The 14103-nt window shown below is 74.2% G+C and carries 16 protein-coding genes; 11 read left to right on the forward strand and 5 right to left on the reverse strand.

Annotation, left to right across the window (positions count from 1 at the left end; all coding sequences use genetic code 11):
* The first annotated feature begins 25 nt into the window (after window positions 1-25).
* The 11 genes from H9X71_RS02585 (at window position 26) to hemL (ending at window position 9764) form a co-directional block, all read left to right on the forward strand.
* Window positions 26-367, forward strand: coding sequence for a YtxH domain-containing protein (locus tag H9X71_RS02585; RefSeq protein ID WP_191148184.1), 342 nt, complete (start codon window positions 26-28; stop codon window positions 365-367).
* Between the two features lie 32 nt (window positions 368-399).
* The gene (locus H9X71_RS02590) at window positions 400-816 is read left to right on the forward strand and encodes a phage holin family protein (RefSeq protein ID WP_191148185.1); all 417 of its coding nucleotides are present in this window, start codon (window positions 400-402) and stop codon (window positions 814-816) included.
* The gene (locus tag H9X71_RS02595; protein ID WP_191148186.1) at window positions 806-1081 is read left to right on the forward strand and encodes a DUF3618 domain-containing protein; all 276 of its coding nucleotides are present in this window, start codon (window positions 806-808) and stop codon (window positions 1079-1081) included. The genes H9X71_RS02590 and H9X71_RS02595 overlap by 11 nt, the downstream gene beginning before the upstream one ends.
* 25 nt (window positions 1082-1106) lie before the next feature.
* On the forward strand, window positions 1107-2744 hold the full coding sequence (gene mptB, locus H9X71_RS02600; RefSeq protein WP_191148187.1) for a polyprenol phosphomannose-dependent alpha 1,6 mannosyltransferase MptB: 1638 nt from the start codon (window positions 1107-1109) through the stop codon (window positions 2742-2744).
* Window positions 2745-2854: 110 nt separating this feature from the next.
* Window positions 2855-3418, forward strand: a complete 564-nt coding sequence (locus H9X71_RS02605; protein ID WP_191148188.1) for a TIGR03086 family metal-binding protein — start codon at window positions 2855-2857, stop codon at window positions 3416-3418.
* Between the two features lie 69 nt (window positions 3419-3487).
* Entirely contained in the window at window positions 3488-4258 is a 771-nt protein-coding gene (gene hemQ, locus H9X71_RS02610; protein ID WP_236006946.1) for a hydrogen peroxide-dependent heme synthase, read from the forward strand.
* Entirely contained in the window at window positions 4258-5508 is a 1251-nt protein-coding gene (locus tag H9X71_RS02615; protein ID WP_191148189.1) for a ferrochelatase, read from the forward strand. Before hemQ ends, H9X71_RS02615 begins: the two co-directional genes overlap by 1 nt.
* Window positions 5505-6491, forward strand: a complete 987-nt coding sequence (hemC, locus tag H9X71_RS02620; RefSeq protein WP_191148190.1) for a hydroxymethylbilane synthase — start codon at window positions 5505-5507, stop codon at window positions 6489-6491. The genes H9X71_RS02615 and hemC overlap by 4 nt, the downstream gene beginning before the upstream one ends.
* Window positions 6488-7327, forward strand: coding sequence for a uroporphyrinogen-III synthase (locus H9X71_RS02625; RefSeq protein WP_191148191.1), 840 nt, complete (start codon window positions 6488-6490; stop codon window positions 7325-7327). The genes hemC and H9X71_RS02625 overlap by 4 nt, the downstream gene beginning before the upstream one ends.
* Entirely contained in the window at window positions 7324-8304 is a 981-nt protein-coding gene (hemB, locus tag H9X71_RS02630) for a porphobilinogen synthase (RefSeq protein ID WP_191148192.1), read from the forward strand. The genes H9X71_RS02625 and hemB overlap by 4 nt, the downstream gene beginning before the upstream one ends.
* 92 nt (window positions 8305-8396) lie before the next feature.
* On the forward strand, window positions 8397-9764 hold the full coding sequence (hemL, locus tag H9X71_RS02635; protein ID WP_191148193.1) for a glutamate-1-semialdehyde 2,1-aminomutase: 1368 nt from the start codon (window positions 8397-8399) through the stop codon (window positions 9762-9764).
* Between the two features lie 77 nt (window positions 9765-9841).
* Here hemL and H9X71_RS02640 read toward each other — a convergent pair whose 3' ends face one another.
* The 5 genes from H9X71_RS02640 to H9X71_RS02660 all read right to left on the reverse strand — a co-directional run bounded on the left by H9X71_RS02640 (window position 9842) and on the right by H9X71_RS02660 (window position 14087).
* The gene (locus tag H9X71_RS02640) at window positions 9842-10663 is read right to left on the reverse strand and encodes a DNA/RNA non-specific endonuclease (protein ID WP_191148194.1); all 822 of its coding nucleotides are present in this window, start codon (window positions 10661-10663) and stop codon (window positions 9842-9844) included.
* An 86-nt stretch (window positions 10664-10749) separates the two neighbouring features.
* A complete protein-coding gene (locus tag H9X71_RS02645) occupies window positions 10750-11409 on the reverse strand; it encodes a biliverdin-producing heme oxygenase (protein WP_191148195.1) in 660 nt (219 codons plus the stop codon).
* Window positions 11410-11501: 92 nt separating this feature from the next.
* Window positions 11502-11894 carry a DUF1304 domain-containing protein gene (locus H9X71_RS02650; protein WP_191148196.1) on the reverse strand — a complete coding sequence of 131 codons (393 nt, stop codon included), beginning with the start codon at window positions 11892-11894 and terminating at the stop codon, window positions 11502-11504.
* Between the two features lie 84 nt (window positions 11895-11978).
* Entirely contained in the window at window positions 11979-13004 is a 1026-nt protein-coding gene (locus H9X71_RS02655; RefSeq protein ID WP_191148197.1) for an acrylyl-CoA reductase family protein, read from the reverse strand.
* A 57-nt stretch (window positions 13005-13061) separates the two neighbouring features.
* Window positions 13062-14087, reverse strand: a complete 1026-nt coding sequence (locus tag H9X71_RS02660; protein WP_015489331.1) for a 6-phosphofructokinase — start codon at window positions 14085-14087, stop codon at window positions 13062-13064.
* Between the last annotated feature and the right edge of the window lie 16 nt (window positions 14088-14103).

Here is a 14103-nt window from a genome sequence, read left to right on the forward strand (position 1 = left end):
CCCCCTCAACGATCGGAGATCTCCCATGAAAGGCAAGCTTCTCTTCGTCGCCGGAGCCGGTGTCGGCTACGTCCTCGGCGCCCGCGCCGGACGCAAGCGCTACGAGCAGATCCGCACGAACGCCAAGAAGGTCTGGGACGACCCGAAGGTCCAGCGCCAGGTCGACAACGCGACCGGCTTCGTGAAGGACCACACCCCCGACGTCGCGCACGCGGTCGTCGGCGGCGCCAAGAAGGTCGTCGGCACCGTCACCGGCGGCAAGAAGGACTCCTCGAACGGATCCACCCCCTCCAGCAGCGGCTCCTCGCAGTACCCGACGATGGACCCCGCCTCGCCCGAGCCCCACGGCTCCGGCACCACCCGCTGACCCGCCCGCCCATCCCCAGGAGGGAAACCCGCATGACGGATCAGGACTTCAATCCGAAGAGCAAGCGCTCGCTCATCCGGCTCGTCGCCGACCTGCCGACGCTCATCGTCCAGCTGATCAAGGACGAGATCGAGTCGGCCAAGAACGAGCTGGTCTCGAAGGCCAAGCACGCGGGGATCGGCGCCGGCTTCCTCGTCGTCGCCCTGTTCTTCGCCTTCATCGCGTTCCTGGTGCTCGTCGCCGCCGCGATCCTCGGCCTGGCCGAGGCGTTCGCGCCGTGGCTCGCCGCGCTCATCGTCGCGGGCGTCTTCCTGCTGATCACGGTGGTGCTGGCGCTGCTCGGCATCCGCTGGTTCAAGAAGGGCGTCCCGCCGACGCCCGAGGAGACCGTCGACAGCCTCAAGGAGGACGTCGACGCGGTGAAGGGGACCGGGAAGTATGAGCACTGACCGCCCCCGTCCCGTCGGCCCGCGCTCGCGCGCGGAGCTGAAGCTCGACATCCAGCACACGCGCGAGGAGATCTCCTCGACGCTCGACGCCCTCGAGGCGAAGCTGAACGTGCGCCGCCGCGCGAGGGACGGCATCGCCGACCTCCGCCGCCGCATCCGCCGCACGGCCGACGAGGACCCGCTGCTCCTCGTCGCCGTCGGCGTGGGCGCGGTCGTCGTGGTCGGCGGCGTGGTCTGGGCCGTGGCCCGCGCCGCGCGTCGCTGACCGGCGCGGGACCGGGGCGCAGGCCATGACCGGGGGGACGCCGGCTCGCGCGCGCCGTCGGGGCGATCGGGATCCGAGCGACCTCGGCGCCCACCCGCTGCTCCTCCCCGGGCTCGTCGGGCTCGTCGGATCCCTGCTGCTGCTGGCGGCCTCGTTCGTCGTGGGCCACGCGCCCGCGGAGTCCGAGCTCTCGCGCCTCCCCGTCATCGGCGCCCTCCGGGTGTCGCCCGTCGCCACCGGGACCGCGTCCGTCGCGGTCGTCGTGGGCGGGATCATGCTCACGGCCGCCTGGCTCCTCCTCGGCGCCCTGCTGCCCCGGCTCGGCGCGTCCGGCCTCCGCGCGACCCTCCGGCTCGCGGCCCTGTGGACCGTGCCGCTCCTGCCGAGCGCCCCGCTGTTCAGCCGGGACGTCTACTCGTACATCGCGCAGGGGCGCGTGCTCGCCGCCGGCCTCTCGCCGTACGAGCAAGGGCCCGCGGTGCTCGCGGACTGGCGGAACACGGGCGTCGACCCGCTCTGGGCGCACAACCCGGCGCCCTACGGCCCGCTGTACCTCGTCGTCGAGCGCCTGCTCGGCGGCGTCGACACGGCCGTCGGGCTCGAGGCGGCGGTCATCCTCGCGCGGCTGATCTCCCTCGCCGGCGTCGCGCTCATGGTCGCGTGCGGGCTGCGGATCGCGCGCCGCCGCCGCATCGACCCGGTCCGCACGGTGTGGTTCCACGCCGCAAGCCCCCTCGTCATCTTCAACTTCGTGGTGGCCGCCCACAACGACGCGCTCATGATGGGCCTCCTGCTGGCCGGCCTGCTCGCCGCGATCGACTCGCGCCCCGTGCTCGGCGTGCTGCTGGTGACCTGCGCCGTCGCCGTGAAGCCCATCGCGCTCGTGGCCCTGCCCATCGTGGCGATCGTGCACGCCGAGATGCGGGCCCGCCGCGTCGACGACCGGGCGCCCGCGGGCGTGGCCGTCGACGGATCCGCGGGCGGCGTCCCGGGCCTGCGCCCGCCCACGCGGGACCCGCGCGTCTGGGCTGCGTGGACCGCCTCCGGAATCGGCGCCATGGGCCTCCTCGCGCTCGGCGGGGAGCTGCTCGGCGTCGGCCTCGGCTGGATCGGCGCGCTCTCCAGCCCCGTCTCCGTCGTCTCCTGGTTCATGCCGTTCGGCCTCGCCGCCGGCGCGTTCGGGCCGTTCGTCGACCTGCTGGGCGGGCCGGGCGGCGCGGTGGAGGGCGGGATCAAGACCGCCGGCATCCTCATCGGGTTCGCCGGCGCCGCCTGGTGCATCCTCACCACCCGGACCCTGTCGGGGGAGGCGCGCCTCGCGCTCGCCTTCGCCTGCATCGTCGCGATGTCGCCCGTCGTCTACCCCTGGTACGGCCTGTGGGTGCTCGTCGTGCTCGCGGTCGTCGGCATCGCGGACGGCGCGGCCATGTCGCTCGCGGTCTCCGCGACGGTCTTCCTCATCGGCGTCAACCTGCTGGAGCCCATGGCGGTCGTGCACACGGTCGCGTCCGGCTGGCCGCGCCTGGTCGTGGTGCTGGTGGCCGTCGTCGGGATCCTCGGGGTGCTGGCGCCGGGGCTGCAGGGCCTCGCGGGCACCGATCCCTTCCGCGCCCTCCGCGCGCCGCGCCACCAGTTCTCCGCCGCGCGGCAGCCCCCGGCCTGACCCGGTCGCGGCCGCAGCCCGCCGCCGGGGCCCGGCCCGCGCACGCGGCACGGGAATGCGCGCGCCCGCCGCCGACGTTCCCCGGGGACACCACCGACGGGAGCGCGACCATGGACACCGACCTCGACTGGCACGACCTGATCCGCCGCGCGCACAGCGGCTTCGCCGACCGCCTGGGCCACGTCACCGACTGGACGGCCCCGACGCCCGACGTCGAGTGGGACGTCCGCGAGCTGGTGTCGCACGTCATCGAGGAGCAGCAGTGGGTGCCGCTCCTGCTCGCCGGCCACACCGCGCAGACCGGGCAGGCGCTCATCCGCCCGCTGGAGGACGACCTCGTCGCCGAGTGGGGCCGCTACTCCCGCGAGGCGCTCGCGGCGTGGCAGGGCGTGGATCCGGAGCGCCCCGTCGTGCTGTCGACCGACCGCGTGCCCGCCCGCGAGTACCTCCGCGAGCAGCTGTCCGACGTCGTGATCCACGGCTGGGACCTCGCGCGCGCCACCGGTGCCGACGAGCGCATCGACGACGAGCTGGTCCGCGCCACCTGGACGGTGTTCGCGCCGCAGAAGGACACGCTCGAGGCGAGCGGCCTGTTCGCGTCGCCCGTCCCGGTCGGCGACGACGCCCCGCTGCAGGTGCGGCTGCTCGCGCTCACGGGCCGCGACGCCCGGTAGGCCGGGAATGATCTGACGGGCGCCCGCCCGATGCGGGACGGGGTGTCCGTGCGACGTACGATGGAGATCATGAGCATCCCGGCTGCCGAGTCGGCGGCATCTCAGGTCCCCCCGATCGAGTCCTCCGGAGAGGTCCGTCCCGGTGACGGGTCGACCCCCGAGGCGTCCCCGAGCGGATACGCCCTCTGGGCGGTCCTCCGCCGCGATCCGCAGCGCCCCGACGACCTCGACGGCCGCGAGGTCCCCGGCGCGGTCGACGAGCTCGACGGCATCGTCTCCATCGTCGAGGCCGAGGGCGTCACCGTCCGCGGCTTCTACGACGTCTCCGGCATGCGCGCCGACGCCGACCTCATGGTCTGGATCCACGGCCCGCAGATGGAGACCCTCCAGTGGGCGTTCCGCGAGATCCGCCGCGCGCGCCTCATCCGCGCGCTCATCCCGTCGTGGAGCGCCGCGGGCGTCCACCGCGACGCCGAGTTCAACCGCAGCCACGTGCCCGGCTTCCTCCGGGGCGAGGAGCCGCGCGAGTGGCTCTGCGTCTACCCCTTCGTCCGCTCCTACGAGTGGTACCTGCTGCCGCCCGAGGAGCGCGGGCGCATGCTCGCCCAGCACGGCCGCCAGGGCGCGGCCTTCCGCAGCGTCATCGCCAACACGGTCTCGTCGTTCGGCCTCGGCGACTACGAGTGGATCCTTCCGCTCGAGTCGGACGAGCTCGTCGACCTGGTCGACATGATGCGCGACCTGCGCAACACCGACGCGCGCCGGCACGTGCGCGAGGAGGTCCCGTTCTACACGGGCCGCCGCATCACCACCGCCGAGCTCGTGGAGGTCCTCCAGTAATGGCCGCAGTGAACCTGGGTCGCAAGCCCGCCCCCGCCACCGACGCGCCCCGCGCGCCCGGCGCCCTCGTCTCCGCCGCGAGCGAGGCCGCCAAGATGGGCCCCCCGCACGTCGAGGAGCCCGTCGCGTACGACGCGATCCTGCTGGCGTCCTTCGGTGGCCCCGAGGGCCAGGACGACGTCATCCCGTTCCTCCGCAACGTCACCGCCGGCCGCGGGATCCCCGAGGAGCGCCTCGAGGAGGTCGCCCACCACTACCGCGCGTTCGGCGGCATCAGCCCCATCAACGAGCAGAACCGCGAGCTGAAGGCCGCCCTCGAGGTGCGCCTCGCCGAGCGCGGCATCGACCTGCCCGTGCTGTGGGGCAACCGCAACTGGGGCCCGTACCTCAACGACGCGCTCCGCGAGGCCGAGGAGAAGGGCTACCGCCAGCTCATCGCGGTCGCCACGAGCGCGTACAGCTCATACTCCTCCTGCCGCCAGTACCGCGAGGACTTCGCGGACGCGCTCGAGGACACGAGCCTGCAGGGCGTCGTGCGCATCGACAAGGTGCGCCAGTTCTTCGACCACCCGGGCTTCGTCACGCCGTTCATCGAGGGCACGCGCGACGGGATCCGCGACGTCATCGCGCACTTCGAGGCCGAGGGCGCGCCCGTCGACCTCGCGACCGACGTCGAGATCCTGTTCTCCACGCACTCCATCCCATCCTCCGACGCGTCCAAGTCCGGCCCCGCCGAGCGCGGCTTCGACGAGGACGGCGCGTACGCCGCGCAGCACCTCGCCGTCGCCGAGGTCGTCATGCACGAGGTCCGCAAGGAGCTCGGCATCGACCAGGACGTGCCGTGGCAGCTCGTCTACCAGTCGCGCTCCGGCCCGCCCTCCATGCCGTGGCTCGAGCCCGACGTGAACGACGCCATCGGCGAGCTGCCCGCGCAGGGCCGCCGCGCCGTCGTGATCGTGCCCCTCGGGTTCGTCAGCGACCACATGGAGGTCAAGTGGGACCTCGACAACGAGGCCACCGAGTCGGCGGCTGAGAACGGCCTCTACTCGGTGCGCGTCCCCACGCCCGGCGTGCACTCCGCGTACGTCGACGGCCTCATCGACCTCGTGCTCGAGCGCCGCGACGGCGTGAAGGCCGCCGACCGCCCGCACATGACCGACCTCGGGCCCTGGTACGACGTCTGCCGTCCCGGCTGCTGCGAGAACGTGCGGCTGGGCTTCAAGCCCGCCGTCTCCGGGCTGGCGCCGTGACCGACGGTCCCACGACGTCGGAGGACCGCGGCACGCTCCGCATCGGGACCCGGGGGAGCGCGCTCGCCCTGGCCCAGACGCGGGCGATCGCCGAGGAGATCTCCGACGCGTCGGGACTCGAGGTCGAGCTCGTACCCGTGACCACGCACGGCGACACGTCGCGCGAGTCCCTGGCGACCCTCGGCGGCACCGGCGTCTTCGCCAGCGCCCTCCGGGAGTCGCTGCTGCGCGGCGAGTGCGACCTCGTGGTCCACTCGCTGAAGGACCTGCCGACCGCTCCGTACGCCGGCCTCACGGTCGCGTCGGTGCCCGCCCGCGAGGATCCGCGCGACGTCGTGTGCGCCCGTGACGGCCTGACGCTCCGGACCCTGCCGCGCGGCGCCCGCGTCGGCACCGGGTCCCCGCGCCGCCGGGCCCAGGTGCTCGCCGAGCGCCCGGACCTCGACGTCGTCGACATCCGCGGCAACATCGACACCCGGCTCTCCCGCGTGGTCGCCGGCGACCTCGACGCCGTGATCCTCGCCGCCGCCGGCCTCGAGCGCATCGGCCGCATCGACGCCGCGACCGAGCACCTCGAGCTCGACCGCTGGCCCACGGCTCCCGGGCAGGGCGCGCTCGCGCTCGAGATCCGCACGGAGGACGCGGAGACGCACTCCGTGGTGGGCCGCGCGGTCGAGGCCGTCGACGATCCCTTCGCGCACGCCGCCGTCCTCGCCGAGCGCGGCGTCCTCGCCGCCCTCGAGGCCGGTTGCGCGGCCCCCATCGGCGCGTACGCCACCGTCACGAGCGCCCGCCTCGCCCTGACCGCCGTGGTCTACCGGCCCGACGGCACGCAGCGCATGACCGCGAGCCACGAGCTCGACACCTCGGGTCTCGACGTCGCCCAGGTGGGCGCGCGGGCCGCCACGCTCTCGGGACCGGTGTCCCAGGAGCTCCTCGACGCCGGAGCGGCCGGCCTCGCGCCGCTGGGAGGGACCCGATGACCTCGACGGACCAGAAGCCCCTGAAGGGCTGGCGCGTGCTCGTGCCGCGCGGCGGGCCGTGGGGCGACGGCGTCGCCTACGACCTCCGCGCGCAGGGCGCCACGCCCGTGGTCGCGCCCATGATCAACTTCGCCGCCACGCAGGACGCGCAGGCGCTCGAGTCGGCCCTCGCCGACCTCGCCGCGGGATCCTTCGACTGGCTCACCGTCACGAGCGCGACCACGGTCGACGTCCTCTCGTCGCACCGCGCGGTCGTGCCCGAGGGCACGCGCATCGCGGCGGTCGGCGAGACCACGGCGGCGGCCCTCGTGGCCGCCGGGTACACGGTCGACTTCGTGCCCTCCATCGACTCCTCGGCCACCGCCCTCCTCGAGGAGTGGACCGAGATGGCCGCGGGATCGCCGCGCCGTCGCGTGCTCACGCTGCGGTCGGAGATCGCGAAGCCCACGCTCACGGACGGCCTCATCGCGCGCGGCCACGACGTCCGCTCGGTCGTCGCGTACCGCACGGTGGGCGTGCCCGTGAGCGACCGGATCCGCGAGGACGTCGCCTCGGGCCGCGTCCGCGCGATCCTCGTCACGTCCGGCAGCGTCGCGGAGCAGGTGCACGAGCAGCTCGGCGACGTGCCCGAGGGCGTGCTCATCGCGTGCATCGGCCCGCGCACCGCGAAGGACGCGCGCCGCTCCGGCGTCCGCGTCGACGTGGTCGCGTCGGAGCGCTCGGCCGCGTCCCTCATCCAGTCCCTCGTCGACATCAGCCGCCACGAGGAGCCGCGCCCCGACACGGCGGGCCTCGCGGGACTCGCCGACCTCCTCGATCGGAACACCACGGAATGACCGCCCCCTACTACCGTCCCCGCCGCCTCCGCACCTCGCCGGCCATGCGCCGGCTCACCGCCGAGACGCGCCTGCACGCGGCCGACCTCGTGCTGCCGATGTTCGTGCGCGAGGGCCTGACGGAGGCGTCGCCCATCACGTCGATGCCGGGCGTCGCGCAGCACTCGCTCGACAGCCTGCGGCGCGCGCTCGTGGAGGCGGCCGAGGCCGGCATCGGCGGCGTGATGCTCTTCGGCGTGCCGTCCGTGCGCGATGCCGTGGGCTCCGGCGCCAGCGACCCCGACGGCATCCTCAACGTCGCGACCCGCGTCGCGGTCGAGGAGGTCGGCGACGCGCTCGTCGTGCAGACCGACCTGTGCCTCGACGAGTTCACCGACCACGGCCACTGCGGCGTGCTCGACGCCGACGGCGTGGTCGACAACGACCGCACGCTCGACCGCTACCGCGCCATGGGCCTCGCCCAGGCGGAGGCGGGATCCCACCTGCTCGGCCTCAGCGGCATGATGGACGGCCAGGTCGCCGCCGTGCGCGAGGCCCTCGACGACGCCGGGCACCACGACGTCGCGATCCTCGCCTACGCGGCCAAGTACGCGAGCGCCTTCTACGGCCCCTTCCGCGAGGCCGTCGACTCGCAGCTCGTGGGCGACCGTCGCACCTACCAGATGGACAACGGCAACCGTCGCGAGGCCCTCCGCGAGGTGGAGCTCGACATCGAGGAGGGCGCCGACGTCGTCATGGTGAAGCCCGCCATGAGCTACCTCGACATCCTCGCCGACGTCGCCGCCACGAGCAGCGTGCCGGTCTGGGCGTACCAGATCTCGGGCGAGTACGCGATGATCGAGGCCGCCGCGCAGAACGGCTGGATCGACCGCGAGCGCGCCATCGAGGAGAGCGTCCTCGGCATCAAGCGGGCCGGCGCCGACGCGATCCTCACCTACTGGGCCGTCGAGCTGGCCGAGCGCCTCGCCCGGCGCTGAGCCGGCCCTCCGCACACCTGCACCGGCCAGGATCCGCCACGGATCCGCCGCCCGAACCGAGCGCGACACCGCCGCGCACCGAAGGACACACCGTGACCCACTCCCAGGACCTCTTCGACCGCGCCCGCGACGTCATCCCCGGCGGCGTCAACTCGCCCGTCCGGGCCTTCGGCTCCGTCGGCGGCACGCCCCGCATGATGGTCAAGGCCGCCGGCCCCTACGTGACCGACGCGGACGGCGTCGAGTACGTCGACCTCGTCAACTCGTGGGGTCCCGCGATCCTCGGCCACGCCCGCCCGGAGGTCGTGAAGGCGGTGCAGGACGCCGCCGCCCTCGGCCTCGGCTTCGGCGCGACCACCCCCGCGGAGACGGAGCTCGCCGAGCTGGTCACCGAGCGCGTGCGCGTCGCGGGCGTCGACGGATCCCCCGACCGCCGCCCCGTCGAGAAGCTGCGCCTCGTCTCCACGGGCACCGAGGCCACCATGACCGCGATCCGCCTCGCCCGCGGCTTCACCGGCCGCGACCTCCTCGTGAAGTTCGCCGGCCACTACCACGGCCACTCCGACAGCCTCCTCGCCGAGGCCGGCTCCGGCGTCGCCACGCTCGCGCTGCCCGGCTCCGCGGGCATCCCCGAGGCCATCGCCGCGCAGACGATCGTCGTGCCCTACAACGACCTCGGCGCCGTGCGCGCCGTGTTCGCCGAGCACGGCCCGCGCATCGCCGCCGTGATCACCGAGGCCGCCGCCGCGAACATGGGCGTCGTGCCGCCGCTGCCCGGCTTCACCGCCGAGCTCGCGCGCATCGCCCACGACAACGGATCCCTCCTCATCTCCGACGAGGTGCTCACGGGCTTCCGCGTGCACCCGGCCGGCTACTGGGGCCTCGACAACGCCGGCCTCGCGGCCGACCACCCCGACGCCTGGACGCCCGACCTCGTCACGTACGGCAAGGTCATCGGCGGCGGCCTCCCCGTCGCCGCGCTCGGCGGCCGGGCCGACGTGATGGACCACCTCGCGCCCCTCGGCCCCGTGTACCAGGCGGGCACGCTCTCCGGGAACCCGGTCGCGGTCGCCGCGGGCCTCACCACCCTCCGCCTCGCCGACGCCGACGTGTACCGCGCGCTCGACATCGCCGCCGACATCCTCATCTACGCCGTCGAGCTGGCCTTCGACCGGGCCGGCCTCGCCTACTCCGTGCAGCGCGCGGGCAGCCTCTTCAGCTTCACGTTCGGCACGCCACCCGAGCACGGGATCACCGACTACGCCACGGTGCAGGCGCAGGAGACGTGGCGCTACCCCGCGTTCTTCCACTCCATGCTCGACGCGGGCGTGAGCCTCCCGCCGTCGGTCTTCGAGGCGTGGTTCGTCTCGGCCGCCATGGACGAGGCCTCGCTCGACCGCGTGATCCGCGCCCTCCCGGCCGCCGCCCGCGCGGCCGCCGCCGCGACCCCGCCCGCGTAGCCCACCCCGCGCACGACGGGAGGCCCGGCCGCTCGGCCGGGCCTCCCGTCGTGCCGGCGCCCGGGCGCCGACGCGCCTCAGAGCGTGATCGCCGCGAACCGCTCCAGCTCCACCCAGCCGTCGCGGCCGTCGGCGGGCGTGCCGGCGCGCGCGGTCGCGGGCACGCCGAGCCGGTCGGCCGCGGCGAGCTGCGTCACGTCGAAGCCCGTGAGCGCGCCGATCTCCGACACGGCCACCTGGTAGGTCCGGTACGGCCCCAGCTCGGGCGCCTCCGGGGAGGCCGTCGTGCGGTCGAGGTCGCCGAGCTGCGGCGCCTGGTCGAGGAGGTAGGCCGTGGCCGCCAGCTCGTCGCCGGAGACCCAGGCGGCGATCTTCCAGAACATCAGCGGGATCCGCACCCCCCGGTACACGGGGTCGTCGGCCGAGAAGACGGGCCCGGTGAACACGGTCATGCGCCGGTCGCCGAGGTCGGCGTTGCCCAGCACGTAGTCCTCGAGCCCGAGCCACAGCTCCTTGGACTGGTTGAACTCCGCCGCCTGCGGCGCCGCGTTCGTGTACGCGAAGGTGTCGGCGCTTGCGCGGGCGGCCTCCGCGATCTCGCCCCACACCGGATCCCGCCGCCGCACGAGGTGCCCGCGGTCGATGTCGTTGCGCGCGTACAGCTCGGGGCCGCACTGCTGGTCGGCCGGGAGGCGCGGATCCAGGTGCCAGTCGTCGCTGCGCTCCACGTCGACGAGGCGCCCGCCGTCGATGTTCACGGCCGTGAGCGCGGCGAGGCGCCGGTCGGTGTCCATGAGCACCGTGAAGTGCAGGTAGTCGAGCCGCACGGGCCGGGCGTCGGCCGGGGCCTCGGGCAGCGGGAGCGGGATGGGCAGGAAGTCGAGGTCGTAGCCGTCCATGCCCGGAGCCTATGCCCGGCCTCGGACGCCCGACCGGGCCGCCGGGTGGACGCGCAGGGGACGGCGTGCGGCCGGCGGGGAGCGGATCAGGCCCGGCGCAGAGGCGCCGTGGCGCGACCGCGCGCGAGCTCGGCGAAGACGTCGGTGGTGAGCCGATAGGCGTTCTCGACCTCCGCGACCACGCGGGCGCGCTCGTCGTCGTCCCACGGCACCTGGTCGAGCGCCTCGCGGTAGGTGCTGCAGAAGCGGCGGGGCTCCGCGATCTCGGCGAAGAGGTAGAGGCCCACGCCGTTGGTGTCGAAGCCGAACTGGCGCTGGAGGAGCGAGCGCAGCAGGCGCCCGCCGGACAGGTCGCCGAGGTAGCGCGTGTAGTGGTGCGCGACGAAGCCGCCGACCCAGACGGAGGCGACCTGCTCGATCCGCTCGACGTACGCCGTCGTGCTCGCGAGCGGCCGGACCACGTCGCGCCAGTCCGGCCCGACCAGGAAGCCGAGGTCGGCCTCGATGGCCGGGAGGCGCGTGAGGCGGGGGCTGATGAAGCGCGCGGCGACGGGATCCGCCGCCATGCGCTCGGTGGCCGCCTCGATGGCGCGGTAGACGAAGTAGTGCTGGGCGACGAGCGCGACGTAGTCGTCGCGGCAGCCGCGGCCGGTGACGAGCGCGGTCATGAACTCGTCCGCGTCCTGTGCCTCGGCGCGGGGTCGTGCGCGGTCGCGGAGGGCCTCGGTGAGGGAGACGACGGTCATGATGTAGGTGAGCCTAACCTCATGTGCCGTCCGGGCGGAAGGGCCGGGATCCGAGGACGGCGGCCGGTGTCACGACCTCAGGACGCGGTGCCTCAGGACGCGGCGGCGAAGAAGACGAGGCCGAGCAGCGGGGGCACGCCCTGGACGAGCGCCGGCACCAGGTACTTCTTGCCGGTGCTCGCGATGATGATCGAGGCGAGCACCATGCACGCGGTCGTGAAGAGCACGAGCGTGAGGCCGGCGGGGACGTTGCCGACGAAGTAGAGGATCAGGCCGAGGCCCGCGCCGAGCGCGAGGAACAGGTTGTAGAAGCCCTGGTTGTAGGCCCACGGCTTGATGATGAGCGCCTTCTCCTGGTCGGCGACGCCGAAGCGCTTCCACGCGAACGGCTTCTCGAACCACACGCTCTCGAGGAGGAAGAAGAAGACGTGCAGCAGGGCCGCGAGTCCGACGAAGATGGTGCCGGTGGCGGCGACTGCGGTCATGATCCCTCACTCCGGCGGCAGGGTGCCGCGTCGCCGCCCAGGCTAGCGCGGCCGGGTCGCGTGCAGCGCCGCTCCGGCAAGGGGCTAGGCGCGGACGTCGACGACCACGCGTCCGCTGGAGGCGCCCGCGAGGATCCGCGCGCCCGCCTCGATCGCCCCGTCGAGCGGCACGGTCGTCGTGATGGAGTCGAGGAGCGCGGGGTCGAGGTCCGTCGCGAGCCGCGCCCACGCCTCCCGGCGGAGCCCAGCAGGCGCCTCGACCGAGTTGATTCCCGCGAGCGTGACCGCCCGGAGGATGAAGGGGAGCACGGTGCCCGGCAGGTCGGATCCCTGCGCGAGGCCCGCCGCCGTGACGACGCCGCCCCAGCGCGTCTGCGCGAGGACGTTCACGAGGGTCGCGCTGCCGACGCCGTCGACGGCGCCCGCCCAGCGCACGCTCTGCAGCGGCTTCCCCGGAGCGCCGAGCTCGGAGCGGTCGATGACCTCGGCGGCGCCGAGCGCGCGCAGCCGGTCGCCGAGCTCGTCGACGCGGCCGGTCGAGGCGACCACGCGGTGGCCGAGGCGCGCGAGGAGCGCGACCGCGACCGAGCCCACGCCGCCGCCCGCGCCCGTGACGAGCACGTCACCGGATCCGGCCTCCACCCCGCCGCGCTCGAGCGCGAGCACCGAGAGCATCGCGGTGAAGCCGGCGGTGCCGATCGCGGCGGCGCGCGCCGCGGTGATCCCGTCGGGCACGCGCACCAGCGCCGCGGCGGGCACGCGCACGCGCTCGGCGAGCCCGCCGTCGCGGCTCTCGCCGAGGCCGGCGCCGTTCAGCACGACCAGCTCGCCGGGGGAGAAGGCGCCGGATCCGCCCGCCGCGACCGTGCCGACCGCGTCGATGCCGGCGACGAGCGGGCTGGTCCGCGCGATCCCCGGGCGGCCGCCGAGCAGCATGCCGTCCTTGTAGTTCACGCTGGAGAAGAGGACGTCGAGCACGACCTCGCCGTCGCCCGGTCCGTCGGCGCCGCCCGTCGCCTGCTCGTCGGGGAGGTCGCGCAGCGCGACGTCGATGCCCGGGGTGCCGTCGTCGGCGACGGTCTGCTCGGCCACGAGCGCGCGATACGTCATGCCATCACGCTACGCCCGGGCGCTCCCGCGAGGCGAGCCGCCCGGTGGCCGCGCGGCTCAGCCGAATAGGATCGCGGCCTCGTCGTAGCGGTGCTGCGGCACGGTCTTGAGGCGGCCGAGCGCCTCCTCGAAGCCCACGTGCACGATGTCGGTGCCGCGGAGCGCCACCATGCGGCCCCAGTGGCCGTCGCGCACGCTGTCGACCGCGGCGAGGCCGAGGCGGGTCGCGAGCACGCGGTCGTACGACGAGGGCGTGCCGCCGCGCTGGATGTGGCCGAGGGTCGTCGCGCGCGTCTCGATGCCCGTGCGCTCCTCGATGATGGGAGCGATCTGCTCGCCGATGCCGCCGAGCCGCGGACGGCCGAAGGCGTCGAGCCCGCGCTCGCCGTGCGCGTCGGAGGCGTGCTCGGGGATGAAGCCCTCCGCGACGACCACGAGCGGTGCGCGCCCGCGGTCGTAGGCCGAGCGGACCCAGCCGATGATCTCGTCCATCGACGTCTTCTGCTCGGGGATGAGGATCGCGTGCGCGCCCGCGGCCATGCCGGAGTGCAGCGCGATCCAGCCGACGTGGCGGCCCATGACCTCCGCCACCATGCAGCGGCTGTGCGAGTCGCCCGTGGTGCGGAGGCGGTCCATGGCGTCGGTCGCGATCTGCACCGCGGTGTCGAAGCCGAACGTGTAGTCGGTGGCGTCGAGGTCGTTGTCGACGGTCTTGGGGACGCCCACGATCTTGAGGCCCGCGTCGGTGAGGCGCTTCGCGGCCGCGAGGGTGCCCTCGCCGCCGATGGCGAGGATCGCGTCGATGCCGAGGCGGTCGAGGTTCTCCTGGATCCGCTCGACGCCGCCGTCGCCCTCGAACGGGTTCGTGCGGCTGGTGCCGAGGATCGTGCCGCCCTGCTTGCCGATGCCCTGGATGTCGCGGCGCGCGAGCGGCATGACGTCGCCGTCGACGACGCCCCGCCAGCCGTCGCGGAAGCCCACGAACTCCTGCTTGTGGATGGTCGTTCCCTTGAGCACCGCCCCGCGGATCACCGCGTTGAGTCCGGGGCAGTCTCCGCCTGAGGTGAGGATTCCGATGCGCACGACTCCATCATGGGGC

This window comes from Clavibacter zhangzhiyongii (genome assembly GCF_014775655.1).
Lineage (GTDB): Bacteria > Actinomycetota > Actinomycetes > Actinomycetales > Microbacteriaceae > Clavibacter > Clavibacter zhangzhiyongii.